13 protein-coding genes and 1 pseudogene are annotated in these 25,800 nt (G+C 57.6%); 8 read left to right on the forward strand and 6 right to left on the reverse strand.

Features of this window, described 5'->3' with window-relative positions; translation table 11 throughout:
* Positions 1-42: 42 nt before the first annotated feature.
* Positions 43-597, reverse strand: a pseudogene (locus QOV41_RS19710) (MBL fold metallo-hydrolase); the annotation flags it as partial.
* Positions 594-2,405 (reverse strand): inositol monophosphatase family protein, encoded by a 1,812-nt coding sequence (locus QOV41_RS03200; protein ID WP_284579472.1) that lies wholly within the window; start codon positions 2,403-2,405, stop codon positions 594-596. The pseudogene QOV41_RS19710 and the gene QOV41_RS03200, both read right to left, overlap by 4 nt.
* Before the next feature lie 95 nt (positions 2,406-2,500).
* Between QOV41_RS03200 and QOV41_RS03205 the strand changes: the two genes are divergently transcribed.
* The gene (locus QOV41_RS03205; protein ID WP_284579473.1) at positions 2,501-3,172 is read left to right on the forward strand and encodes a hypothetical protein; all 672 of its coding nucleotides are present in this window, start codon (positions 2,501-2,503) and stop codon (positions 3,170-3,172) included.
* Here QOV41_RS03205 and QOV41_RS03210 read toward each other — a convergent pair.
* From QOV41_RS03210 to QOV41_RS03225, 4 genes are read right to left on the reverse strand one after another with little or no spacing between them, the layout of a single operon-like run.
* Positions 3,169-6,402, reverse strand: coding sequence for a UvrD-helicase domain-containing protein (locus QOV41_RS03210; RefSeq protein ID WP_284579474.1), 3,234 nt, complete (start codon positions 6,400-6,402; stop codon positions 3,169-3,171). The genes QOV41_RS03205 and QOV41_RS03210 overlap by 4 nt on opposite strands.
* Positions 6,403-6,404: 2 nt before the next feature.
* A complete protein-coding gene (locus QOV41_RS03215) occupies positions 6,405-9,101 on the reverse strand; it encodes a PD-(D/E)XK nuclease family protein (protein ID WP_284579476.1) in 2,697 nt (898 codons plus the stop codon).
* A 58-nt stretch (positions 9,102-9,159) separates the two neighbouring features.
* Positions 9,160-11,253 (reverse strand): AAA family ATPase, encoded by a 2,094-nt coding sequence (locus tag QOV41_RS03220; protein ID WP_284579478.1) that lies wholly within the window; start codon positions 11,251-11,253, stop codon positions 9,160-9,162.
* Positions 11,254-11,309: 56 nt separating this feature from the next.
* Positions 11,310-11,588, reverse strand: coding sequence for a hypothetical protein (locus QOV41_RS03225; protein WP_284579479.1), 279 nt, complete (start codon positions 11,586-11,588; stop codon positions 11,310-11,312).
* 89 nt (positions 11,589-11,677) lie between these two features.
* Between QOV41_RS03225 and QOV41_RS03230 the strand changes: the two genes are divergently transcribed.
* The 7 genes from QOV41_RS03230 to QOV41_RS03260 all read left to right on the forward strand — a co-directional run bounded on the left by QOV41_RS03230 (position 11,678) and on the right by QOV41_RS03260 (position 25,475).
* Entirely contained in the window at positions 11,678-12,685 is a 1,008-nt protein-coding gene (locus QOV41_RS03230; RefSeq protein ID WP_284579480.1) for a helix-turn-helix transcriptional regulator, read from the forward strand.
* Positions 12,686-12,839: 154 nt separating this feature from the next.
* Positions 12,840-14,060 (forward strand): hypothetical protein, encoded by a 1,221-nt coding sequence (locus QOV41_RS03235; protein WP_284579482.1) that lies wholly within the window; start codon positions 12,840-12,842, stop codon positions 14,058-14,060.
* Positions 14,057-15,847, forward strand: coding sequence for a phospholipase D-like domain-containing protein (locus QOV41_RS03240; RefSeq protein ID WP_284579484.1), 1,791 nt, complete (start codon positions 14,057-14,059; stop codon positions 15,845-15,847). The genes QOV41_RS03235 and QOV41_RS03240 overlap by 4 nt, the downstream gene beginning before the upstream one ends.
* A gap of 1 nt (position 15,848) precedes the next feature.
* Positions 15,849-18,401, forward strand: a complete 2,553-nt coding sequence (locus QOV41_RS03245) for a DEAD/DEAH box helicase family protein (protein ID WP_284579486.1) — start codon at positions 15,849-15,851, stop codon at positions 18,399-18,401.
* A 1,020-nt stretch (positions 18,402-19,421) separates the two neighbouring features.
* Positions 19,422-22,070 (forward strand): AAA domain-containing protein, encoded by a 2,649-nt coding sequence (locus QOV41_RS03250; protein ID WP_284579487.1) that lies wholly within the window; start codon positions 19,422-19,424, stop codon positions 22,068-22,070.
* Positions 22,021-23,466 (forward strand): coiled-coil domain-containing protein, encoded by a 1,446-nt coding sequence (locus tag QOV41_RS03255; RefSeq protein ID WP_284579489.1) that lies wholly within the window; start codon positions 22,021-22,023, stop codon positions 23,464-23,466. The genes QOV41_RS03250 and QOV41_RS03255 overlap by 50 nt, the downstream gene beginning before the upstream one ends.
* Positions 23,467-23,474: 8 nt before the next feature.
* A complete protein-coding gene (locus QOV41_RS03260; RefSeq protein WP_284579490.1) occupies positions 23,475-25,475 on the forward strand; it encodes an AAA family ATPase in 2,001 nt (666 codons plus the stop codon).
* The last annotated feature ends 325 nt before the right edge of the window (positions 25,476-25,800 follow it).

A 25,800-nucleotide genomic window follows, 5' to 3' on the forward strand; every position in this document is an offset into this window, starting at 1 on the left:
GACACTCTGGGGAGGATTTTGGATCAACCTCTCGAAGAGGGCTCCCTTGCGTCCATGAGCTCGCAAGTCTCCGCTATAGAAAAGCCTTTTGCCTCCGGCATCCACCAGGAGAGCATAGGCATCGAAACCAGAATGGTCGACAAGGTAGGGCGTGATGGTGAATGGCCCGATCTGCAACGGAGCACGGTCCTGAAGGTGCCGCGTCGCAAGGGGGGCAAAGCCACCGGGGACGAAGGCGGCTGCGGCTCTCATGATGCGCTCGGTACTGGCGCCTAGGAACAGTGGCACTGAACTACTGGCCAGCGGGATGAGGCCCCAGTGGTCGCGATGACCATGCGAAAGAACAATGCCGATGAGACTAGGGTCATCCCCTCGGAGGCCTGACACCTTTGGGAGCAGATTCATGGTAGGCTCTTCAGCGCTTAGCGGGAGCCCAAGGTCGAACAAGATCCGCTGGCCTGAGCTTTCCAGCTCTATGCAGGTGCCGCCGATTTGCTGAGTTCCCCGGTGTATCCGCACGCGCATGCCTTCGGCACTTCTTCCTGTTGATGCTGAAGATTGTCCGCACTCTGAGCTTGTGATGTTCCCCCCGCTCATCGGTCTGCTCCCGCGTCCAGAAGTCCTTCGGCAAGCTCCAGGAGATCGTCCGGCCAGTACTCCATAGGGCGAGGTTCGGCGGCTCCACCCAGTTCCATAGGGCGGCAAGACAGGATCATTCTGCGCCACTGGTCCGATATGCCCTGGCGCCCCTCGGCAGCTCCGACAAGGGCACCAGCGATTGCCCCATTAGTATCGGTGTCTCCGCCCTCGGATACAGTAGTTGCAATTGCGTCTGCCACCGAAGTGCCACCGCAGAGGTGATAGAAGGCATTCTGCAAGGCGATTAGAACCCATCCTATGCTGGTTTCGTAATCCGCAGGCTTGGAGCTTGTAGCGCGGCGTAGAATGTCTCGCACAAGATCTGCCTGATCGCTTCCCCCAGCGTACGCGAGCGCAGCGTCGAACATGTCTTCGCGCGTCCCTCCACCTACTCCAACGGAGATGGCGGCCGCGAAGGCCGAGCACGCTGCCAAACAAACAGGATGAGGGTGGGTAAGGCAGCTATCGTCGGCCGCCAGTTCTGCAGCATGCTTGGGATTACCGGAGGCGAACACCCCAATTGGGCTGACGCGCATCAACGATCCGTTGGCTTGGCTGTTCTGGTTTAGCTGCCCCAGGGCCAACGCGGCTCGTGTCGTGCCACCGACATCAAAGGGAGAGGAGCGATACCACTTCCGGTATGCCTCCAGGACCATGCTCCTCTCAAACCGTCTGTTCTGGGTGAGGCAGCGAGCGAGCGCGAGGGCCAACTCGGAGTCATCGGTCGGTTGACCTGCGATGATCGACCAAGGGCCGCCATCTGCCAACTCATGCAAACCTTTCGGGTAGCTGGACGCGATGGCTCCCTTGCCCTGAAACTCGACTAAGGCACCAAGTGCATCACCGGCCACTTGACCCAGGAGACATCCCTGCGCTCGAGAGAGCCGGCTGGAGTCCTGAACCCGCTTCCGCGGCTCTGCGGGCCGGGGGTCACCAGGATCTGGCCTCATAACCTGGGACCAGTCACGGTCTACCAGCTGCGTTACCGCGGCAGAAGCACCCCCGAAACAAAGTTCACTCCGTGCTCTTCCCTGCACGTCGTACTCGATCTTGTTGCCAGCGCTGTCGATGAGGATGCCTCCAGCGCCTATTAAGAGGGCGTGGCCTGCAGCGAAGTCCCAGGATGACAGCGGATTTAGTGCGACAGCAGCTACGGCCTCTCCGCACGCGGCGAGAGCAAGCCGGTACGCTGTGCTCGGTACAGCGACGAAGCGGGCGGGCGCGACTGCAGTGGCGTTCTCATGCGGGCTTTGCGAGGCGACATAGGAAAGCGCCACCACGGCGTCTTTCGTCAACTCCCTGCCCACCAGCAGCACATCGACGGCCGCTCCGTTGCGCCGGACTGCACCTGCGTCCTCAGCCCAGGAGATGAGATCGCCTTCATCGTCAGGATAGCCGAAAGCATAGACCACCCCCAGAATAGGTTTGGCATCGCGCAGAAGCGCAACCGAAACACTCGAACCACGGCGTCCCTGCAAAAATGCGCCGGTTCCGTCATGTGGGTCGACCACCCAGACGTATCTCGACGGTGTGCCGCCGAAACCAGCTTCTTCGCCCAGCCAACGGCAAGGCAGGGCTGAAAGCAATTGCTGCTTGAGCAGGTGTTCAACCTCCAGATCTATAGCAGCAACCTGGCCCTGTCCCCGGCGGCCAGAGGGCTTATGAAACTCCTCGCGCAGCATTGCACCTGCCGAGCGGGCAGCCGCGATTGCCACTTCGAGGATTGATGGAAGATTGATGCTTTCGGCGGATTCTCGTGTTTGCAAATTTGTCTCGCTGGTCTTTGTGGATGCAGAGACCGTACAGTCTGACTTCGTGAAAACCGGACGCCGTCGGAATTTTTAGCGAAGGAGAGCTCCTGATGTCTCTGATCCCCGACTATCAGAATTTCGTGGGGTTCTACTGGACATTCCCGGTTCCCTCGGCAGGGTTCACCAGTCTGCCCAAGGACGTTGAGGAAGCGGCTCGGCTGAGCCGTACCATTCGATATCAGCGGCAGGTCGTTCGGCACTATGTTCAAAGCTTGCGAGGCACTCTTGTGGGCGAACTCGTGTTCCTTGAGCTGCAGCCGGACCGCGGGACAGAACACATTGAAGCGACTTTGGAGAAGGCACTGTCTCTTTGCCTGAAGCACAATGCCCAATTGCTTCTGGTCGATTTCGCGCAAGAAGGAGGGTGGCGAAGTCACCCCTTCATGTTCCGCTTAATGCAGAGGGCACCAGTTTCGAGCCTCGGCTTGCCCCCAGAACCAGCCATGGTAGACGGCGAGTGGTTTGATCCTATCGTTCATTTCAGGAGAGCTCGCAAAGCCGCTTCGGACCGCACTGCCGCCGCCCGCCGGAGAGAAGTCCTAGCAAGCCGCGTCAGTGTGTTGTCTTCGCAGCACGCGGGCTCGCAACGGTTCAAGGTCATCGCCGAGCAGCTGAACCTGGAGGGGACGACAACCGTCAACGGCCGCCGTTGGTCAGAGGCCAATGTAAGGGCCTTTCTGAAGAAGATGAGTGCCTCAGATAGGCAGGAGAGCCCCGGTTAAGCTGAGAACACGGTATCAAGGTCGGAGGGCTGCACCGACGGCTTATCGTCCGACCCTGAGTTTCCTACCGAACTTGTCGACCCATCCACTGCAGCGATCCTCAATAGAGCGCCAACAAGGGGCATGTGCACATACACACGCTCACACCGACGCCCCGTCGCCACCTGTAGGGCTTCAGCATAAAGACCGAGCTGTGGACCATGTTTGACCGCGCGAGCATCCCAAAGATCACGAGATCCGGGAAAGGTTTTGTGGTCGATCACCGAGTATCCTTCGTCATCCTCCATCAGGAGATCTATTCGGCCAGAGACTAGTTGCTGCTCTATCCCGGCGAAAATTGGGGCTTCACGCCTGGCCTTCCCATCTGGCCAGGTTCTGGAAATGTATGCATTCAACCGATCGCATGCGCCGATGATATCTGCCGCATTCACTTCATGTACTCGCCAGCGCTCGAGGATGGCTTCCGCGCGCTCGAGACGAGCGGAAGCGCCAGGGGTTGAGGTATCCGATGCGAAGATAGCATGAACGGCTTCACCTACCCGCTGCATGTCAGGGGCGCCAGTAACTGGGACGCGCGAGCCGAGTTCAACTCGCTCAACAACTTGATAAATTCTGTCCGACGAGTCCGTGCTTGGTCGCCGATGCAGCGCGGGACGCGTGACTGTCGTGCGCTCTGGACGTACAAAGCTCGGACGTTTTGCCCGGCTAACCAGCTCACTGGGGGGTGGAGCATCGACCACTGCTGGGAACTGATGCGTTCCGGCTTGGATGTGTTCTCCTCCTGGCACAGGTAGCTGCAGGTGCGGTCCTGCTCCGGTGTCAAGCACGCTCAACCACTCAAGCTTTCCGCCATCCGGCGGGGCGAAGCACAGGTAGTCGCGAGCTCTGGTAACTCCGACGTATAGTAAGCGCGTGTCCTCTTCTTGCGCTCTTTGTAGTGACGCCTTGCCAAGCTCCGAGTTCAGGGAGGTTACGTCGAGATGAACGTTCTTGCTCTGACTGCCGTACGGCCAAGGCCAGAAGCGAATCCATCGCCCTGCCAGTGGATTCTTCCAGTCGATCTCACTCTCGGCTTCCGCCACGGGCTCGAACAGGCGAGGCTTCGGCGCCTGGTGTAGGCCAGTAAGGATCACAAACGGCCACTCCAAACCTTTTGCGCCGTGGTAGGTCATGAGCTTCACAGCATCACCTTGACGGCTTTTGGGCCGCTGTGGATTTTCCGAGGCAAGCCAGAGAATGAACGCTGAAGGCGTGGCAGGCACGCCAGAGGCTGCACAACCAGCTTCGTAGGCGCGTGCGTATCCTCGTAGAGCTTCAAGATCGTCCAAGCGGGCGACGCAATCCCCCCAGCCCTCAATCTGTCTGAACACGGCAGGCAAGGCGATGATGGCGTCCAGCAAATCAGCTGGTGTTAACGTCAGCAGTCTTTCTCGCAGTGCCGCCAGTTCTCCCGCGATCGGAACGGCCGCCGAGAGTGCTGCGTCAGCATCTTGGGCGCCTGCTGCTTGCAACCAGAGGTCAGATTGGGGATCTGCTGAGAAGTACCGGGCTAGCTCAGCCAGAGCGGCGCGGTCGCTCGGGTCGGCGGCCCATCGATATGCGGCCATGACGAGCTCCACTTGCGGAGTCCGCAAAAGCCCATCCAGCTCAACAGCGACTTTGAGACCGGCCTGACTCAGAGCCTTGGAAAGGCTGGCGAGATGAGCTTTTGTGCGGCAGAGGATCGCAACATCTCCTGCGGTTAGGGGCCGCATCGCTCCACTTTTGTCTGTCACCACAGTTCCAGCCTCGATGGCGGACTTCACGCCACTGGCGAGGGCTGCATGTTGTTCTTGGATATTCTTCCCTGCTAGCCACCACACCGAGAGCGGCGCCTTGTCAAAGCCGCCATCTCCTCGCGCCGCGCCTGCAAACGAATGCTCCTCGGGTGGCAGCCCCATAGCTGAGAAGGCGGGTTCAAATGCGGAGTTGGCGAACTCGATGATCCCTTTGCGGCTGCGGTACGATGTTGCCAGCACATCACGAGCTGCGCTCGAGGAAGCCGCAACCCCTTCGAAAGCGGCCTGAGTCAGGGTGCAATCCGCATTCCGAAACCCGTAGATTGCCTGCTTCGGATCACCCACCCAGGTGCTGGAGTCGACCAAATCCGCTAACGCAGTGAAGATCGAAATCTGCAGCGGACTAGAATCCTGAAATTCGTCAACGAAAACACAGCCGACCTTCTCCCGCAGCTGCTCTCGCATTTCGTTGTCCTGCAGAACCTCCAAGGCCAGCATTTCCTGATCCGTGAAATCCAGCAAACCCCGCTCGGATTTGTAGGTCTGAAAAGCGTCCAGTGCGTCGGCCGCGCACTCGAACAGCAAATCGATAAAGTCGCTGCACTGCTGGTGAAGGCGTGGGTGCTCAGGGTGACGACAAGCCGCCTGGGTCACATCACTCAAGGCGTCCAAAAACTCTGCTCCGTCCTTCTTTGCGCAACCTAGCTTGGAAAGCCGTGCCCAGTCGGACCAGCTGATTTGTCGGCCGGCTCGGAGCGCAGCGGCGGCTTGCCTGAGTGTTTCAAGTGTAGCAGCTCCAGTCTTAGAAACTTCCACGGGCGCACTGCTTAGAGCCTTGTGAACTGAAACGCTCAGGTCCCGATCATAAGCTTCAGCGGTCTGACCCGTAGGGTTTGTAAGCAAAGCCAGAAACGACTCCCGCGAAAGCTTGGCGGATCGCCCTAGATCAGCCGCGGAAATGCCGTTCGCACGAGCAAGTTCGATGATGCGGCGGACTGTCGAGCGCCAGTCGCTCCGATCCGCGGCCGACGGCAGCTTAGGGTCGGTATAGCCCAGTGCATCCGCCAGGGCGTTGAGCGATGGTGCGTGCTTCTCTATTGCTGCGTTCGCTGCGATCGCGAAAGTGCGCGTGACGCTCTCTTCCGGAATAATTTCGGCGCGTGGCGACCGCCCCAGATCGATAGCGAACTCGGAGACGATCTGCCCGCAGACCGAATTCACTGTACCGAAGCGTGCTCCTAGCAGACGAGCTGCCGCACCTGCGTTACCGCTCTTGAACAAGGCTGTTCGGGAACGCTCTATCAGCTCGTCGGCGGCCTTTACGGTGAACGTCGTTGCGATGATCTGTTCAGGATCGCGTCTGGCTACCTCCTGTACGATTGAGCCGACAATCCTGGTCGTCTTACCGGCGCCCGCCGATGCGACCACGGTCTGTATTTTGGTGTCGATCATGTTCAGGCCTCCTCAACGCCTATGCGACAGAGACGAGTAAGCTCACAGTACCGGCATGGCTCGTCCGTGGGCACTACAGCGAGGTTCGGCGGGAGATGCTCAGCAGCATCTGCAGCACCCGCCGTCAGTGCGATCCCATTTCCAGCGAAGGAGAGCCATGTCTGCCAAGTAGATAGCAGATCGTCCCAGGTTTCCTCCAGGGTTCGGCGGCCCGTAACTTCCTCGTCAGCTACCAAGGCTCCTTCCAGGCCGATAAGGCGCCTTTGATTCAACAGGTAGTAAGCACCTGCAGCCCGCCCACCCTCAGCATCGGCCATGACACCATAGGCGGCCAGCTGGAGCGCGCGACCTTCTGAGAGCTCGGTACGACGACGACGCGCGCTCTTGCTCCACTTGAGATCGATGACGCCCAACCCGCGTGTGTGATGGCGAACCAGGAGATCGATACGACCGCGGATTGCCAGCTCCGCGCTCAAGCTTTTTGCGCAGTCGATCTCGGTCCCTACTACCTCGAAGTTCTTGTCAGCCAACCAGCGAGCCAGATGCAGGATCGCTTCTGGAACACGCGCACGAGCAGCAACAAGTTCAGCGGCAAGTTCTGGTTGCTGTAGCGGAGCGGCTACAACACTAAGCAGATCGTCAAAATGCCATGAGATCTCGGCTTCCAGTGCGCTCGAAACGACAATCGGGCCCGGTTGAAATACGCGCCTAGCAACCTCATGAGCCAGATTGCCGATAAGCTGGTCTGGTCCGGGTAGCTCTGCGAAGCGCCCCCCCGAGAGTCTCAGCACATCTGAGAGAAGCCAGCGAAGTTGGCAGTCCACAAGGCGCTCAAGCGTTGTTGCACTTTCCACGCGCCCTTGAAGCTTCGAAAGAATGGTTGGGGGGAGCTCCCATTTGGCTCTGGCTTGGGGAATAGGGAGGATCGAAATCTCGGCGCGAGAAAGAGTCCTTCTGCCCACCGCATGGCTCGGCCCTCGAAGCAGCTCCTCTGCGTTCCATGTCACCAGACGTCCGGCAGCGCCAAGGAGAGGCTGCAGCTGATGGGCAAGCGGGTGGCTTGTAGTTTCTTGACCTGCACTAAGGGTAGATCGAACGAACATCAGCTGACGCCCTGCCATTTGCACGGCATTGGCGTAGCTGCTCGAGATACGATTTGCCGCTTGGCTTGCAGGCTCCAGTTCGCATCCGGCAGCTTGCAACGCCTCAGTTTCTGATCGAGTCCACGGGTGCATGGGAACCCCATCGCCCGGTCCCTTGAAGTCCCACCAGACGATTCTTTCTGCACGGTCCCAAACTGCAGCTGGACTTGTCACAGCCCGGAGACCACCGGCCGTTGCAAACTGCTCTGGATTGGCCGCCCCATTGGCCATTACCTGCTCCAGGATCCGCTCTATGAGCAATGCAGGCAGGAAATCCTCGGCAAGTGCGTCGACAGCCTCAATGAAGGTGCTTGCTGTTCCCATGGCTGCCCGCAGGATCGGATCGCCCTCACTGGCGTCCGTTTCCGCCGCCCACTGAGCCACGCGCGCCGCTATCGAGCGCGCGGCTTCTACGGGAATTCCCTCTTGGCGATCATAGAGGCCACCTTGCGTCCAGTCACGCCACCGGCTGACCCGCTTTTCCACCTCGGCTTCCGGAGCTGCCTTTTCTGAAAAGCGATCCAAAAGGTCGGCTCGTATCTTCTCCCAGGCAGCATTCCAGACCGGACCTCCCGCTCCCGGTTCCTGGATCAATGCGCGGGCAAGTCTGCGAGCAGCAGAACGCCCGATTGGTGGGCGGGGCAAGAGAAGCAGATCAAGCAAGGGCTTGGGATTGAACGGCCTCCAGACCGCTGCGAAGGCGAGTGGAAGAATCTGAAGAGCTCCGCGGTACGGAGACGAGAGCGAATGACCGAGCTTCGGTAAACCCCTGGCAGCCAGAGCCTCATCGAGGAGTGCCGTATCACCGCTGGTATCGATTACCACGGTCCCTGAGAGTTCTTCTTCAGGTCCAGCAGCCAGCCAATCAGCAAGAGCCTCTGCCGCCATGAGCGAAGTGTCTGCTTCGATCAGGATCGCCGTCCCATCACCGACTAGAACGTCCGCGCAGCCGCCCTCAAGAAAGTGCTGCACCCGATCAAGGTCGGTACCATGGTGATCCGAGCTTGGCAGCTTTCTGCCTTCGATCTTGGTGCCGCAGGCTTCAAGAGCATCCAGGAGCCGCCCCCAGACTGGAGGCAAAGATTGCCGCTCTTCGACTGTGGTGATGGATGTAATTGAGAGCTGCGGCTTTCCCTTCAGCGCTTCAAGGGCATCGAAAAGCCGATCACCACTGCCCTTGGCCACGGCCTCGCCGGAACGTTCGACCAGCGCGATCTCATCAAGCCGCTTAAGCCCGGTTGAGATGGGTCGCCAGCCTCCGGTTACGAGTTGGTCCCGATAGTTCAGGAGGCTTTTTGCCGTTGCAAAAGGGTCTCGAGAGAACGATGCGGCGAAGAAGCAATTAGGCTTCACTGATAGTGCTGCGCGCAGCTTGGTCGCATATTCCGCTATCCGCACGGCAACAGCTGCAGCAGGTGCAGTCAGACCCAATTCGAGTTCCAGCGTTGCGAGCAGCCCACTGGGGCCCACCACGTCAGCGCAGATAGCGCCGGCACCCGAACCGGGGAAGTCGGGGTAAACCGCACCATCGCAGTGCAGACCGAAAACCAATTCCATAGCTGTTCCCGAAGCAATTTCAGTGAATGAGCTCCCGAAGCCCTTAAGACTTCGTTTACTATAGCGAGGCACCAAACCCGACGGGGCGGCTTAAGCTGGTCTGTTTCAGCGAGATTTCATGAGCCAGCATCGACACCAGCTCCAGCGGCTCCAGGGAGCCAAATACTTCAGCCTTGCGTCGGACGAGTGCAAAGTCTCCGGGGGTTAGTGGATGGAGCTGGGCAAGGCTTTGCGGCGCAACACACCCGAAGTGTGCCTCGAACGCGCGCGCGGCCTGCTCTTTGCTCATCGGTCCGAACGTCACCTTGAAGAGAAAGCGGCGCATCGTTGCGGGGTCCAAATGGTCAACGTAGTTCGTCGTTGCGGCAAATGGGCTCGGATGACGCTCCATCCACGTCAGCATCTCGTTTACTTGGCTGACCTCCCAGGAACGCTGAGAGTTTCGGCGGTCCGCGAGCAGCGAATCCACCTCATCCATAATAAGGAACAACCTGCGATCCGCTGCTTCTTCGAAGGCCTCGGCGATGCGCTTCTCGGACTCCCCTACATACATGCCAAGAAGATCCGAACCCCTTTTCTCCAGGACATCCAGGCCCAAAGAGAGGGCCAGGTGACGGGCGTAAGCGCTTTTGCCCGTCCCCGGAGCCCCGGAGAACAGAAAGGTAAACGGACCAGGTCCTACAGCTTGAACTCTGCGGGTCAGCAGGGACAAGTTTGTGTCTGCTGAGGATTGCTCAGTGTCGAATGGCACCTTTCCTGGAGCAAGCTCCGGCGCTTGCCGGCGCCCCATGGCCTTCAGAAGCGACTTTGACGAGGCTATTGCGAAGTCTGCTCCGCCACTGGCTAGGCGCGAAGCTTTCAGACCTGCCTCAATCAGCGCAGGCGGTGCCTGCAGAGAGGCAAGCCGAACTGTCTCCTCATCCGTTAGCCGCAACGACTGGGCATCGGCAAGGCGCTCAACGATGCGCTGTCTTGAAGATTGGTCCGGCTCCTCGAATGCGACCGCATGTAGCATGCGCCTCAAGATCGATTGGCCCAGCCTCTCCGGAAAATTGCTGATCCAGATCGTTGGAACCGGGCAACTTTCCACGATGCGGTTCATGAACACTTTGGAACCGGACCGGTTTGAGAATTCCTGGTCATCAATACCGTTGAAAATGTCGTCGGCTTCGTCGATCACCAGGATGACGCGGCCGATACGGTCCGCGAGCGATGACAGAAGCGAAAGGTGCGCAACTCGATCAGCTCGGCTGGGTTCAGCTTCGCGATTGCCTGTTTCCCCGACGAAAACCACGTGTGCTTTGAGCTCTCGCCCTAACAAGCGAGCGAATTCCGTTTTTCCTGTCCCTGGAGCCCCGTAAAAGAGAACGCCCGCTCCCCGGGCCTTCTCTTTGAGCGCACCCCCAATAATATCAAGAACCTGCTGGCGGCCCTGACCAAGGTGCTGAAAATCGCAGAGTTCCAATGACGTCTCGGCAGGCTTGCCCAAGAGCGCTGCAGTCAATGCTGCTTCCTTGGTGGATCGCTGTGCGAGAACCCTTAGAAGCGTTCGAGAAGCTGCGAAGTCGCCCCCGCCTCGATTTTCGATTAGGCCGAGTTGGCTTAGTGGCGCATGGGCGCTGAAGATATTGGTTTCAGCACGACGCAGACCACAGACCCGCAGTAGGGTTCGGCTGCTTACCTCATCGCTACTTGGATCTTCACCTGAGTACGCTTCGCGCAATTGCTGGAAAGCATCTATATGGGTCAGGCGTACCAGCGCACCCACTATCATTGCCTCCCGCCGAGGCAGTTGTAGGGTTTGCGAAACCCAGTCGAGGCGTTTCTGAAAGGAAGATTTCGCAGGAACGCTGCGGTACGCAGAGGCGATCTGCGAGCGGGGAACTCGGATCACCGTTTCACAAAAATGCTCGCGTTTTGCGCTGTCAGACAATTCGTCGAGCGCTTCAATGGCCAAGTTGAGCGGCTTGCGGTGGCTTTGGTACCAATCGACGAAATCTGCAGGTAGGCTTACACGAGTGCGGCCCTTCTCCGGGCTGAGAACCGCAAGCGCATAGGCACGAAGTTGGTACTTCTCGAAGGAACCGAAAGGGACATCTAGAACGTCAGGGATCTCTTGGTGATCGAAGCGGAATACCTGGGATGGCTGCATATTGATCCTGTGGGGCTAAGTGGTGCTCTGATTAGGGCCGGGCTAGTCCAGGTCGTTCACAGCATGAGGCGCTTCAGCCGCTTGGCGCAGGTGACCAAGGTGCCTTCGTCGCCCACCACCACGTAAGTATTGAAGCTGCTCTCAATTCTGGCGAATGCCTTGACGCCCAGGCCATCCTTCGCCCGAGCACGAGCCTTTTTGTCCATGAAGACAAGTTCCGCGCCGCCACGGCGTCGATAGCTGCCGTAGGTGATCAGCGCGTCCAAGGCCTCAGCCTTGAGGCCTCTCTGCCTGATACGTGCCTGCGCATGAACGCTGATCTGAATGTCTTCCACTACTCGGCCTCCCTCGACTGCGTGTTGGGAGAAACTTAACCCGGTCCGACGACAAAATCGGTCGCCCCTGCTCGGGCTTGGAAGTTTGGATGTCGTATAAAAAAGCTGCAGAGTTACTTCACCTTGCCGTGGAGCTTTCGTCCTCGCACTTGGGCCTCACTCTTGCAGAGATCGACTCGCGATCTACGGCTCAAGGTGCTTCTGCCCGAAGGAACACGCAAAGGCTGCTCGACGCAGTTAGGGAAGTGTTTGGCGACAAGCTGATCGAGACGCTGGACTACGAGGGCCGCAAGCGCGTCAGACTTGAAAGGGGTAAGCTGCGAGAGCTCGTACACCTCGAAGCGGGGGAGCTGGCTTCTTTAGATCACGCTATCTCAGCTCTTCGGGCCCAGAATGACCATGCTGACGCGTCTCGCCTCGAGGAGTTGCGCACCAAGGTGCGACTGATGGCTCCTGAACGGAGCAGGCGGAAGATCGAGACTGACTATGAAGCGCTCCTGGGAGCCAGTAGCCTAATGGTCCGGCCGGGCCCGCGTCCGAGCGTCGAGGCGAAGGTCATGGAGCCGATTACTGAAGCGATTCTGGCTCTCAAGAAACTTGCTTTCAAGTACGGCAGCGGACCCAAAGGTGATGTGGAGCGGCTGGTTAGCCCCTACGGTGTCCTAACGGGTCACCGCGTGTACCTGGTTGCTCAGCTTAACGGCCACGAGTGGGGCGATCCCCCTGTCTGGCGAGTGGACAGGATGAGAGATCTGAGGGTGACCGACGAGGCATCGAACGTTCCCGGCGACTTTGATCTTGAGGCGTTCTCACGAAGATCGTTTGGCGCCTTCCACAGCGCTGAAGAGTACGGCGAAGTTATCTGGCGCTTCACCCCAAAGGCAGCGGACCGAGCCAGAAGCTTTCACTTCCACCCAGATCAGGAGCTGAAGGACGAGGAGGATGGATCTCTCATCGTTCGGTTCTCCGCCTCAGGCCACCTGGAAATGGCTTGGTTCTTGTACGCATGGGGGGACCAAGTAGAGGTCGTGGCCCCCCTCGCGCTCAGGAACATGGTTCAAGGATATCAGCGGAACGACTTCCCAGGAATGCCGTGAAGCAGTTTGTTGGTTTCCATCCGAGACCTGACCGCTTCTCACATACGGTTTGCGCAACAACGTAGGACTTCCGGGTGCTAGATGGTGTACCCCGTGGGGTATCTTCGACAATACGACGCCTGAAGGCTAGCTCCGCATAGGAAGGAATCTCTTTTTGACTTGGGGAATTTTGGCACCAGATACGGTGATCTCTCAGCGGCGTCAGCAGAACTTGGGACTCGCGGCTGCGGTGCGACATTTCAATGACCGTGCGGTCCCAGGACTTGGTGGGATGTGGTTCCCAATGCCCGTTCTCTGGTCGGTTCTCGCAGTCTCAATCGCAGAGGAACTCAAACACCCTGCGCTTCCTATCGGGAACGCTATTGAAGCTTTGGCTATGCAGCAGGCCAAAGACGGGCCGACAGATCGCCGAGTTCGCGGAAAGAGGAAGCTACAGGGGCTCAATGATTGGAGCTTTCAAAGTCTCACCAGACGGGGGACTTACGTTGTTCAGCCGATCCGCATGGCCATGGTTCAGCCGCTTGTTGCCTTGGGATTCGTTGAGGGCAGCCGCTATGGTGCATTCAAGATCCATACAGCCGGTAAGAGGATGCTGGAGTTGCCGGTCATGCAAAGGTATCGCCATATTCTGCTTGCATGGGCGAAGGGCGAAAATCCTCGTGGCTTGTCCGAAGTTGTAGCTGGGCTAAGTGCAACCGGCGAAGTGCGTTCTGAGTTTCGGAAGCTTATTTTAGCACGGTTAGTCGATGGTGATGATGCTGCCAGCATCCGTAGACGGAACCTCGTTGCGCTCGCTACCGGCCCCTCCGCTGCACAACTAGAAAGCCCACTTCCTCTACGGAGCATAGAACCGGATCATTGGTCGGATTTGCGAGGCGGAGCTGCGTTTATGGATTTGCGAGATGCAGCACTTTCGGTCTTGGATCAGCTGGAACAACAGTTGCTGCGTCGTCGGGACGCAAACGAACCCGTCCGTTTGTCCGCTGAAGAGGCTCAAAAGGCAGCGGCGGAACAATTAGATGCTCTATATCAAATTGCTAGTCGCCAAGGCGAGCGCATTACCGCTTCTGGCGAATCGATCAGTAATGAGTTTTTGTCAGAAATCAACGACCTTAGGGCGGCGGGTCTAGTTCGAGCACTGGCGGAGCGGGATGGTACTGTTATATGTTGGCGAGGCGGTCATCTTTGTCTCGGCGCAGCGGCAGGCGAGATCAAGGTAAGTCCTGATGCGGAGGAGGAAAGCCATCCCGCAACACAAAACGATGCTTTCGCCCCGCAGCTATTCCGTCTTTACAACTTGCATTGTCTGGTCAGCGAGTTGAAAGGAAAGCCAAATCCGGGTTCCCGCGACAGTCGAGATCTCGAGGCGGCATGATGCACACTACGCTCTATACACTCTTCATGCCACCGAAAGACTGCTTTGGCGATTTTGGTTTTTTGTGCGGTTTTACCGCAACGCGTCAGATCTTAAATCAAATTAAGCGAACCTTTAACGGTGACGTTACGCGGCCATCAATCGCGGCCTTCATTCATCCAAGTTTAGATGTGGTGTCTGACATTCCTGGCCTCGCATGGATGTGGATGCGCCTTAAGGATCGAGGGTACAATCTGCTACATGCCAAAGTAGGTTTGATGGGCTTCCGTCGAAAAGAAGGTAGCGGGTACGTCATTCGACTGGCTGTGAGCACAGGCAATTGGACGCAAGATCCTTTAACGGACAGTATCGATCTATTTTGGTCGATTGATGTGGATGTCGATAACCCGAATTCCCAGGAGTGTGCAGACGTCCAAGCGGCTTGGGCGATGTTCGTGTGGTTGCGAAAGAAAGCCGATTGCTCGCTGATTGAACGGGACTACGACGGCCATCGCCCGGATTCTCACCTGTCCGCCGCTGTCGATCAGCTTCCCAGGTCAGATTTGCGGCCGCGTTTCATCGATAGTCGAGAGCAAGCGCTCTTCCCTCAGGTCGTTGAGCGTCTCGGACGACGGAAGAAGGCGAACCGCCTGATTGTCGGTTCCGGCTACTTTGAGGCGGCGGGGGATGGCGATGCCGGTCTCGTTGAGCGGATGCGCCAGACACTCGTTCAAAACAATGCACTTACAAGAAACGCGCAACTGGATCTCTTCCTGAATCCGCAGTCGTGCCAAGGTCTGGCCGAGCGTGCCGAGGCATTGATCAGGTGCGGCTGGGCATTGCGTCGGCCATATTCGGCACTTCATGGCGAAGATGGGCGGCTTCACGCCAAATTTGTGCTGCTAGCTGGGGGCTCTGAGGACGCGGAAGGACGACTATATCTTGGTTCGGGCAACCTGAGCCGCGTTGGGTTTGAGACCGCAGCAAGCGGGGGCGGAAATATCGAGGCAGGAGTGATTGTAGATTTGCCCAGTGCGCTCCCTTGGCGCGGCAAAAAAGGCCTGTCCAGCCTGCTTCCGGTGCAATTCAACGAAGTTGTTTCTCTGACTTCACTTCAGTCAGGAGGGGATTTCATCGCTCCAGAAGAGCCTTTGTCCCATCCTCCGGTGAGCTGGCTGATTTGGGATGACGAAGTCCTCTCGGCTCCAGAAGGAGTCAGTATCAGTGTTATCGGCCAGGACAACCAAGTTCGGTTGACACCTTGCGAATGGCCGGCGCCCGCTCCCGCCATTGTCACTCTGTCAGCACATGGGTGGCGTTTGCCTGTTATTGCTGACGGTGTTTTAGTGGTCCCACGGTCGCCAGACATGACGGTCGAAGACATTTTGGCTGGACTGGGATCATTCCCTGAGGCTGCCGACTTAGACGGGCCCGAGGACGGTCCAGAAGGTGGTGAGGCCATTGCTTCCGAAAGTGATCGAGTCGACGCACCTACGGCAACCTACGCCATTCGACGGATGATGGGCCTGCTTGTCAGGCTGGGCGAGATTCAAGCCGATGTTGATCCACGAGACTGGCAACGATGGTGCCGTGAGCTTCGACAGAATCTAAGCGCTATCGCAAAGCAAGAAACTGAAATGCTGTCGTTTTTTAGGAGTGCAGGAGCCAATCCACTTCCTGTCCTTGCTGATCCGCGCATGTGCCCCGTGGATGCCGACATCAAGCTTTTGAACGACGCGCTTGTGGCCGTGGCGGGCAATTGGGGCCTGGAAGGGTATCCTTCACTTTGGTCGGAGGAGGCGGCATGAAATGAAGTGGTCACACGTTGCAGATGAACTCGAAAAATACGCGCTTGTAGCATCTTCGCTTCTGGATGACGGACAGCGTGCTACAATCGTGGAACTGGCCGACCGAGTGCGCTCAGGCAAACGCGCCGCATTACTCGCCGATGAAGTTGGCATGGGTAAAACGCGGATCGCCGCGGCTTTGATTGAGGCGGTGAGGCGGGCGGGTGGTAGATCAGCGATTGTCTTGCCCGCCGGGCTGGGGGTGCAGTGGCAAAAGGAAATTCGTCTCTTCAACCCCGATGATAAGACCCTTTTGCCGCTCCGCAGTTACGACAGCTTCATTTCTGGCTACCTGCACGTCGGTGACTCAGAGGGCGACGTTCGCCGCCAACGCAGTCATAGCGAATGGCTGACGTCTCGCCGGCAACAGCGCGAACTGCCAGAAAACGCTTGGGACAATGAGCAGATCGTTATGATCTCTCATACTTTCGCTGCCATGCAGTTTCCTGCCCGCAATGACGGTCCGGCCGGCGGGTGGAGGCGCGAACTGTTGCCGAACGTTGCGAGGTTAGTCGCGGGACGACGCAGAAATATCCTGCGTGACAATTTTTACGCCAATGAGATGGGGCATGTTCACGCTACTCGGCGGGCCGCGCTGGCAATAGCTAAAAATATTGAGAGCCATGAGCTCACGCACGATCTTTCGGGAGATCAGAGGTGGCTACCAGCCGATGAATACAAGCGAAAAATTCTACCCCTTATTGGATACGGTCTTGGCCAGTTTGACTTAGTGGTGGTGGACGAGGCGCACAAAGCGCGTGGTAGCAATTCCAGTCTCTCAAACATCCTTGGACCGATCACTTGGGAAAGCAACGACCCCTTCAGGTTAGGGATGACCGCAACTCCTGTTGAGCTGGACGCAAGCCAGTGGATTGATACGCTCGGTCGACTTAGCGGCCGCGATGATAAGCACGATGTGACCGCTCTTGGAGAGCTTGCTGAATGGATCAGCGGCTATGTTGGAAGTGTCCAGCGCATTCAGCAAGAAGAGCTTGATGAGGGTCTAACGATTGAGTTTGAAAGCGCGGCTGAGGAGTTCCGTAAGGCGCTGAAACCTTTCGTTCTGCGTCGAGACAAAAGAGATGATCCCGAATTTCGTGCTTTCCAAGATAAGTATGGCGATTATCGCAACGTAAAGGACATCGCCGTCACGCCTGAATCGGAAGGCTTCACGATTGATTGGCTTCGTAGGTTCTGCGCAGCGGAGGCGTTATCTCTGCTGCCGCAAAACGACCAGCGAGTTAAGCGAGCTAGGCTTTCAGTTGCGCAAGGCTATGGATTTGGCCTGTCTAGCGATGAAGAGACTGAAATTGCCTCGGTCCCTGAAGCGACAGGGGAGGCGCCACATGAAATTTGGTTGGACGCTTTCAGCAAAGGGTCGGCAGATATTTACGACCACCCGGCCATCCTTGCTGCTGTAGCGCTTATTGAAAGTTACGCTGAGCAGGGTAAAAAAGTATTGGTTTTTGGTCGATTCATCGCACCAATGAACGCTCTCACTCGCCTCCTTGACGCCCGCGAAATGTTAAGGCGTCTAAGAGACGGTAAGCGTTGGCCGGGGAAATCGGTTCGCAAAGAAAATATTCTTGCAGTTCTTGCTGCGGCACGAGACCACACGCTTAACGTGCCACCCGGGGGAATTACGGCAATAGACCATCTCCTTGAGACTCAATACAGCGAATGGGCTAACGCGCGAAGAACTGACTTGGCACGGCTCCATCGTGAAATTGAGGAGCTTGCTCAACACGACGGAAGTGCCGAGCTGTTAGTTCGCTTTTTACGGCACGATGGCGAAGTGGAGTTGCGAGGCGATATCGGTTCGCTGTTGGAGGCATTGGAAGAGAGACGTCAGGCAACCGACGGATCTTGGACCGGGGAGGAGCTCTTGGTCTTGTTCAAGACATTGGTGGCGGAACTTTCTGGCGATGAAGACGACGAAAATCCGGACGATCTTTCATCACGATTGGCGGTCCACTTGGCAGATTACTCTGGACGCGAAGGCAATTTCGCCCGCATGATGTCTGGCGACACCAGTCCCCAGACAAGACGGCTCCTCCAAGCGGCATTCAATCGTCCGGCCAGTTGGCCGATGGTCCTGCTAGCCCAATCACGCGTTGGGCGAGAAGGCCTTAACCTGCACGAAGCGTGCCGTACAATTGTCCTTTTACACGCGGAGTGGAACCCAGGTGTTGTCGAACAACAGATCGGGCGTGTCGATCGAAAAAACAGTCTGTGGCTGAAGGATTTCAAGCAGTGGCAGCCCAGTGCTGGCGATGAAGGCCCGCCTCGTATTCTCGTACATCCGATAGTTGTCAAGGGAACTTACGACGATCATCAATGGCAGATACTGAAGGCTCGTTGGTCGGAGCTGCGAGCTCAACTTCATGGTGATGTGCTCCCGCAGCTCACCAGCCAAACGCCATATACTCCAGAGAAACAGGCGTTTGCTAATCGTATTTCAATAGCCACACCAAGCTTCGCGCCGCCGAAGCTTTCGAAACATAGTAAGGAATAACCATTGCGTGGTCGCATACGACTAAGATTTCAGGGGTCGGTAACTGGCGGAGGGAACTTGAGCTAGTGCGGGTTAACTTCTTGTCGACGTCGTATCAGCAGAACGCACCAGCCTCTTGGTCAATCCAAATGAAAGAGCGGTGGCATCTCAGAAGCTGGGTGGTCTGCCCCCACCGAAGTGGTCCTTTTTGAATTATGGGAATGGTCCCATTTGAAAGGATACGCAGATGCCCAGGAGAGGGCCTACGGCTGAAGAGATAGTCGCCAAGCATGCAACCGTAGACGCGTTGTCTTACGACTCCCAACATAAAGAACGACCGCTAGGCCTCCTCTCTTCGCGAGCTCCGAAGCAACCGCGTGGTCCAACCTGCAGCAGCAGACTCAGGTACGGGGGTGACAAATACAGTCAACCCAGAAGACCCCGCACCGCTTAAGACGAGAAACTTAGAACACCATTGCCGTGCAGATACCGGGTGCGTAGGGTGGTGGCGTATTGTATTCCGCATAGTACCCAATCTCTTTGTTCGACGTTACCATCAGACGCATGCTCGAAATGCACCCCAAAGGGGTGAGCAATGCGCAATTGCTCTCGCGTTTAAGCTCGTCTGGTATTCGGCTGCCACCAAGCGAGTTACTTGCCGCTCTGAGTTCCCTTGCCGAGAGGGGCGAGATCAGGCGCAATTCGGATGGCCGTTGGGCAGCGGTGAGGGAGAGCAACGGGGAACAGAGCTCTGCGCCAAAGCCCTCCGATCTACAAGCATCGGACACAGGGACGCTTCATGCGGTAAACGCCCTCGTCCGGAGCGTACAAGCTTCCAGCTTTGAAACTGCTGACCTACTAGAGAGCGGGCGTAGCCCGGGGGAGCTACCTGAGCTCTCGAGCCTCCTTAGGTACTTTGCTGCAACGCAACGCCAAGACCCACGAGGGCGCATTGAGGAGTATGCAGATCGCCATGGAAAAGTATGGCAGCTGTTTCATACCCGCGGGCACTGGTGGACAGAAGCTGAACTCACCATCGCAATGGAGCGCCTTCCCGAGGGATTCAGAGAAGCACTACAGCGTCGGACCTTAAGAACGGCTGCCGTTGGTTGGCCTGTTTCGGTCTTCCAAACACCAGAGGGTACTGCTTGTATTCCCGGGCTGATCGTACCTGTTACCTGGCGCATTGATGGTGCTGATCTCCGCATCATTCCCGAAGCTGTTGAACCTAGTCTCAATCCTGCATGGCTTCAGAGAGCAGCGAGGAATTCAAAGTGGAACCAGGAGCAGCTTCTCGAAACGCTTCTTAATGCGGAAGAGCAGGGACTCGCGGGCATTGGAGATCGCATTCGCTATGCGCTGGCAACGCTCGGTGCTGGTGAGCTCCGACCCGCCGATCTAGCGCAATCACTTCCACTTTCGTCGCAAGGAGTTCGTAACGCTGCAGCTCTTTTCTTGTCGGAGGACGCTACCTTCACCAAGGGCGCTGCGGCGGATCTGGAAAGCCTAGCGAGCCTGCCGGCGGAAGCTCTACAAGACTCGGCGCTATACCGGATGCTTGTCGGCGGGTCGTCAGCGGGAGATCCGATTGCTTCTCCCATTCCTATCTCGGACTTGACAGATAGTCAGCTCTTGGCAGCTGACGCATGCCTGGCCGGCCCTCTAACCGTTGTTCAAGGGCCGCCCGGCACTGGCAAGAGCCAACTGATTTTAACGCTACTGGCGTCAGCTGTTTTGAACGGGCGGTCCGTTTTGTTTGCGGCGAAAAATCATCAGGCTCTGAACGAAGTAGAAAAGAGACTGGCTGAACTCATTTCTGACGTCCCCCTCTTGGTACGAGGAAGAGACGCCGAAGGGGAACGTGACGTTAGCTTCCTCGATGTCATGGCAGAATTGGCAAGAGAGGAAGCAGCTCAGAGTGCTGGTGCTGGTGATGTTGATGATCAGCTCAAATCCGTTGTGGATGCCGCCGCTCGTGCTGGCGAAAACCGGCGTAGAATGCATCTACTGCAAAATGCACATAGTGCACTGTCTGAATTAGCGGACCGTCAGGATGCACCCGAGCCAAAGCGAATGTGGGGTCATGCCTCGCGACTGAATTGGCTACTAGCTTTATTCCGCCGCATTAGGGCGCCAAGGCCGCAGAATATCTTGGATGCGCTCCCGGCGGAGGCGAGCCTCGCCAGTGTGCAGGAGCGCAGGGGTGAGTTAAGGGCGCTGATAGCCCGGACTACTGCCGAGCTGGAGAGCGGGAAGGCCGAAGCAAAGCAAACCTTCGAAAGTGCGCTCGGTCTGCTGAGGAAAGTGGCGGCCCTTCGTACCAAACCGAATGCGGAGCAATGGCGCCGAATATCAGATCGGTATCGGGACCTGGATTTTAATCGAGTTAAACGCTCCACCGCCCTCTCTGCGGCCGATGCGGCAGATGTGGTGCGCCATCGGCCTATTTGGGCAATGAGCACACTGTCTGTGCCCTCTCGGATCCCTTTGATACCGGGGCTTTTTGATTATGTTGTTTTCGATGAAGCGAGCCAATGCGACGTTGCATCAGCGCTCCCTCTACTGGCGCGGGCCCGTCGGGCGGTAATCGTCGGCGATCCCATGCAGCTCCGCTTCATTCCGAGCCTGAGCAATCGAACCGAACATGCATTGATGGACGCGGCGGGGCTGCCAAAGACGAGCCGCTTTGATTTTGCGCAAAGCACTAATTCTCTGTTCGACTTCGCGAGCCGTCGAACCATGGCACAACGCTGTTTCCTCCGGGATCAGTTTAGGTCCGCCCCTGCAATTGTGGACTACCTCAATGCCGACTTCTACCAAGGCCGGCTTGTTGGTCGACGCGAGAACGACTTTTTCAATCCGCCTAAAGCCTACAAGCCGGGGTTGGCGTGGGAAGACGTTCAAGGACTAGCCACACGCGAGGATGGAGGTACCGTTAACGCCGACGAGGCCAAACGCATCTGCGATCTGTTGGCGGACCTGGCTGCTGACGACAGCTTCAGAGGTTCAGTTGGCGTCTTGTCGCCGTTCAACGCTCAAGTGGCACTGATTACGAGGGAAGTGAGCAGCCGTTTGTCTGTCGAACAGCGCAAGCGCCTTGCCCTTCATGTCGCCACCATTGACAAATTTCAGGGTGGAGAAGCCGACGTTATCTTCTTCTCTCTTGTTCTAACAAGGTCAGCGCCTTTTTCGGCACGAACCTTTCTATCAAAAGAGCGGCGTCGCTTGAATGTTGCGATCAGCCGAGCCCGCGCCGTCTGCATAGTCGTCGGCGATCTAGAGTACGCCCAGAGATGCGGCATCAAGCACATTGAGTACCTGTCTGGTAAGGCCAACGGCAATTGGAGTCCTCCACGCGCGCCGTTCGATAGCCTATGGGAGCGCCGGCTAGACACCGCAATGCGGAATCGAGGACTTCAGCCGGTACCTCAGTACCCTGTTGGCTCAAAATATCTGGACTTCGCCCTCGACCCAGATGGGGCAAAAATCAACATCGAAGTCGATGGACGCCGGTGGCACACGGACGCCGACGGAGAACGCAAAGTAAGTGACCGCATACGCGACGAAGAAATGAGGGCAAGGGGCTGGCGAGTCATGCGCTTCTGGGTGCATGAACTGCAAGCTGATATGGGGGGCTGTATTGACCGAATCCAACGAGAATATAACGAGCGACGAGCGGCCAAGTCGTAGGCGCAAATCGCCCGCTCAAGGCCTTTGGATCTGGTTGGTGGCCGGCCTGGGGATCTTGGTACTCTGCCTCAACCTCTTTGTGTTCATTCTGATTCAGAGCAACCAGCGTGCGATGGATGCTCGCGAAACGGAAGTGCTAAGGCGTGAGCAGCAAGCCGACCTTCTGCTGCAACAGCGCCAGGGGCTTCTATCTGAGATCGATCAACTCAAAGCTAACCGCGAGGAAGCTGCAGCGGCCAGCACTGACGCGGAGCGGATAAAGCGAGAACGGGATCAGGCGCTCCAAGCTCTCAATCAGGCGCAGGACGCGAGTGACAGTGCAAACCGCCAAATGAGGGCGGCTGTCGCAGATCGCGACGATGCTAGGGCGGAGCGGGATGCTCTAAGTGCAGAAGTGGAAGCGCTTGCCCGTGAACGGCAGGCGGTCGAGGAGCAGCTCGTTCCGCTGAGAACTGAGAAGGCAAACCTTGACCGCTCGATAGGAGAGGCTCGTATCCAGGAGAGGGAAGCCGAAGACGCAGCAGAATCTGCTCAAGAGACATTGGCGAGGTTGACTACCGAGGTAGCCGAGCTACAGGAGCGAGCGGGGCGGCTCTCCACCCAGGCTGAAGCGTCTCGGCGCAGCATGGAGGAGGCGCAGACTAGAAGTGCCGCAGCTTCCGAAGCAGAAGCTGCCGCGACAGAAGCTGCTGAGCAGGCCGAGGCCAGGGCTGAGGGCGCTCAGCAACGGGCTGATGATGCGCGAGAACGAGCTGTAGCATCCGAAACGCGCGAGCGTGAAACTCGCCAGCGCATCTCTGACTTGCAGGCGCAGGAGACGACCCTTGGAGAGCAAGTTGCGGCGCTCAGCGAGGAGCAGGCGGCGCTTCAAGCTCGAGTTGAGGCTAGGTCCGAAGACTTGCAGGCTGATGAAGAGCGTGCTGCTGGACTCCAACAGCAAATACAGGGCTTGCAAGAAGAGTTGACTAGTGAGCGGGCAAGGTTGGCAGCTGTGCAAGAGAGAGCCGCTCTGACACAGTTCGACGAAGCCGCTGCCGCCGCCGCTCAGCAAGCTCGCGAAGCGGCGGAAGCCTCTCTGACGACCTTGCGTGCAGAATTAGATCTGCACCGACGAGAGCTCCAGCAGCTGCAGGCGGAACTTACTGCGGCTCGAGCGCTAGCAATACAACTTGCGGATGTGGAGCTCGAGTTGCGCAACGCGCAGGCGCAACTTGCAGAAGTAGAAGATCGCATCTTGCGCTCAGGGCAACAAGCTGCGGCTTCTGATGCGCGGAATAGCGGCGCCTCCGCCAGCATACCGGACCCGCAAGCGGAGACCGACTCTGTTAGTCCAGCTGCTGGCTCTCCCGATAGTGCCCCCTCTGCCGGCACGCATCCTGCTAACCTACAACGATGATGGCCTCCATGGACGCTTCTACGCTGGTCTTACCAGCCCTCATTGCGCTTTCTCTTCTGGCTATCCTCACCTCCGCCATCGGAATCGTGTTCCAAATCCGCCGTGAGCGCCTACCCGACGCTACTCGCTACGAAAATGTTCGGGAGTTGCGCCAACAAGAGGAGCGCATTCTCGCAGAAAGGCGAGATGAACTGAGCTTGGTCGAGCAGAAGATCCAAGAACGCGACAGGCTAATCGCTGAGGTGACTGCATACGAGGAGCGGATCCTTTCACTGCGTGCTGAGATGGACGATCTCTCCTCAGCGCGCATGGACATCGACGCAGCCAGGCGGGAGGCCGCCGACGTCGCGGCAGAGTTAGCTGAGAAGCAGCAGCATCTAGCCGCACTTGAGGAAAAGCTCAGCGAACGTCAGCAGGCTTGGGATAGCATTGACCAAGAGAGAGAAGCCAAAGAACGCGCCGTTGAGCAGGCGGAGCGAAGACTAGAGGGTCTTGCTGCCGATATCGACCGTTTGGCGGCTGAACGGCTGGAACTTGACGGGCAGTTGGGGCCTCTCCGCGCTGAAAGAGAAATGGCCTTCAAGGCGCTGGAGGAAGCCCGTTTGATGGATGCACGGATCGCTGCACTCGCGGTGGAACAAGAGCGCCTCTTATCAGACATTGCAGATGCCTCGGCCCTGAAGGACGAAGCAGACAACGTTCGAGCTTCACTCACGCAGATGCGAGCTCAGGCCGCCAGTCTTGAAGAGGATGTGACAAGGCTCTCTGCGCTTCGGGCAAAACTCTCGGCGGAAACTGGCACTGAAGCTGGGCCAGCCAACGATCAAGCGTTGCTTGCCGATTTGCGGCAGCTACCGGGTTCGCTTGCTGAGCCAGCGATACTACGCGCGCGTAAGCGGGAGGAAGCGGATGCGCTTAGGGAGGTATCACTCTACCTTCGGGATCTTGGGCTCAAGTATCCTGACAGAGCCGTTAAGGCATTCCACACTGCGCTTAAGATCAATGACTATTCTCAGCTAACCGTTCTCGCGGGTGTTTCGGGAACCGGCAAGAGCCTCCTACCCCGCCGGTACGCGGAGGCTATGGGTATTCATTTCCTGCAGATTGCGGTCGAACCGCGATGGGATAGTCCTCAGGATCTTCTCGGCTTCTACAACTATGTAGAAAAGCGCTATAGGGCCACGGATCTCGCTCGAGTGCTTGTACAGCTGGATCCATTTGACACATCCGGGCTCTCTCAGGGGGACCGCGGCGACCACATGGCGCTTGTTCTCCTCGACGAGATGAACCTCGCACGAGTGGAGTATTACTTTTCAGAGTTCTTGAGCCGATTAGAAGCTCGGCCGCGCCAAGCTGAGGCGGACGATAGTACCAAGCGCAGTGACGCCCGCATCCCGCTGGATATCAGAGGATTGAAGCAGCAACTCTCGCTCTTTCCGTCGCACAACATCCTTTTCGCCGGAACCATGAATGACGACGAGAGCACGCAGTCGCTTTCTGACAAGGTTTTGGACCGAAGCAACGTCATGCAGTTCGCGGCTCCCCGCAACTTCGAAAAACCACCCGCGGATGCAAGAGCACAGAGACCGGAAGAGGGTCAGAGCTTCACGCAGTGGCGCAGTTGGCTGCAGGCGCCCGACTCAATGAGTGATCAGCGACGCCGCCATCTCGATGGTCACATCGGGAAACTGGCAGAGATTATGGAACGCTGCGGTCGCCCGTTTGGGCACCGGCTAAGGGACGCAATGTTGGCTTACATTGCGAACTATCCAAAAGATCGAAATGGGCAAGGTGATGAGGCACCACTGGCCGATCAAATTGAGTATCGAATTCTCCCGAAGCTGCGTGGAGTCGATCTGGAAAGCCGTGGACAGGAGTTCGATGATCTTGAGCGTTTGCTCCGCGACTTGAGTGAACCCCAGTTTGCCGATCGCCTTGCTGATCTTCGCCAGCAGCAGGAGTCCGGAACAGGTCTTTTTGTCTGGCGGGGGCTCACTAGAGGCGAATGAGGGCAGTTCCCGAAGTTTGGTTGCGGCCGTGGGCACTCGCTGAAGCAACTGGCAAGCATCGGCTCAGGATCCGCCCCGGAGAGTTGATCATTCCGGATGATCACCGTTCCTCCTTATGGTTGTTTGATCCCAACTCGGAGCACATCACAACGAGCACGCGGCTAGCAGGCTTGGCGCCGGTCGCAGGGTTCGGCCTGACGGGGCGCCCGAGAAGTCTTCATCTGCTACCAATGGCTCTTCGTCGTAATGCCCCCACGACGCTTGTAGGACCAATTGGGGAAACCCAGATAATCTGGCTCAATGGCTATAGCCGTCCCCCAACTAC

The organism is Devosia sp. RR2S18 (assembly GCF_030177755.1).
GTDB classification, from domain to species: Bacteria; Pseudomonadota; Alphaproteobacteria; order Rhizobiales; family Devosiaceae; genus Devosia; species Devosia rhizosphaerae.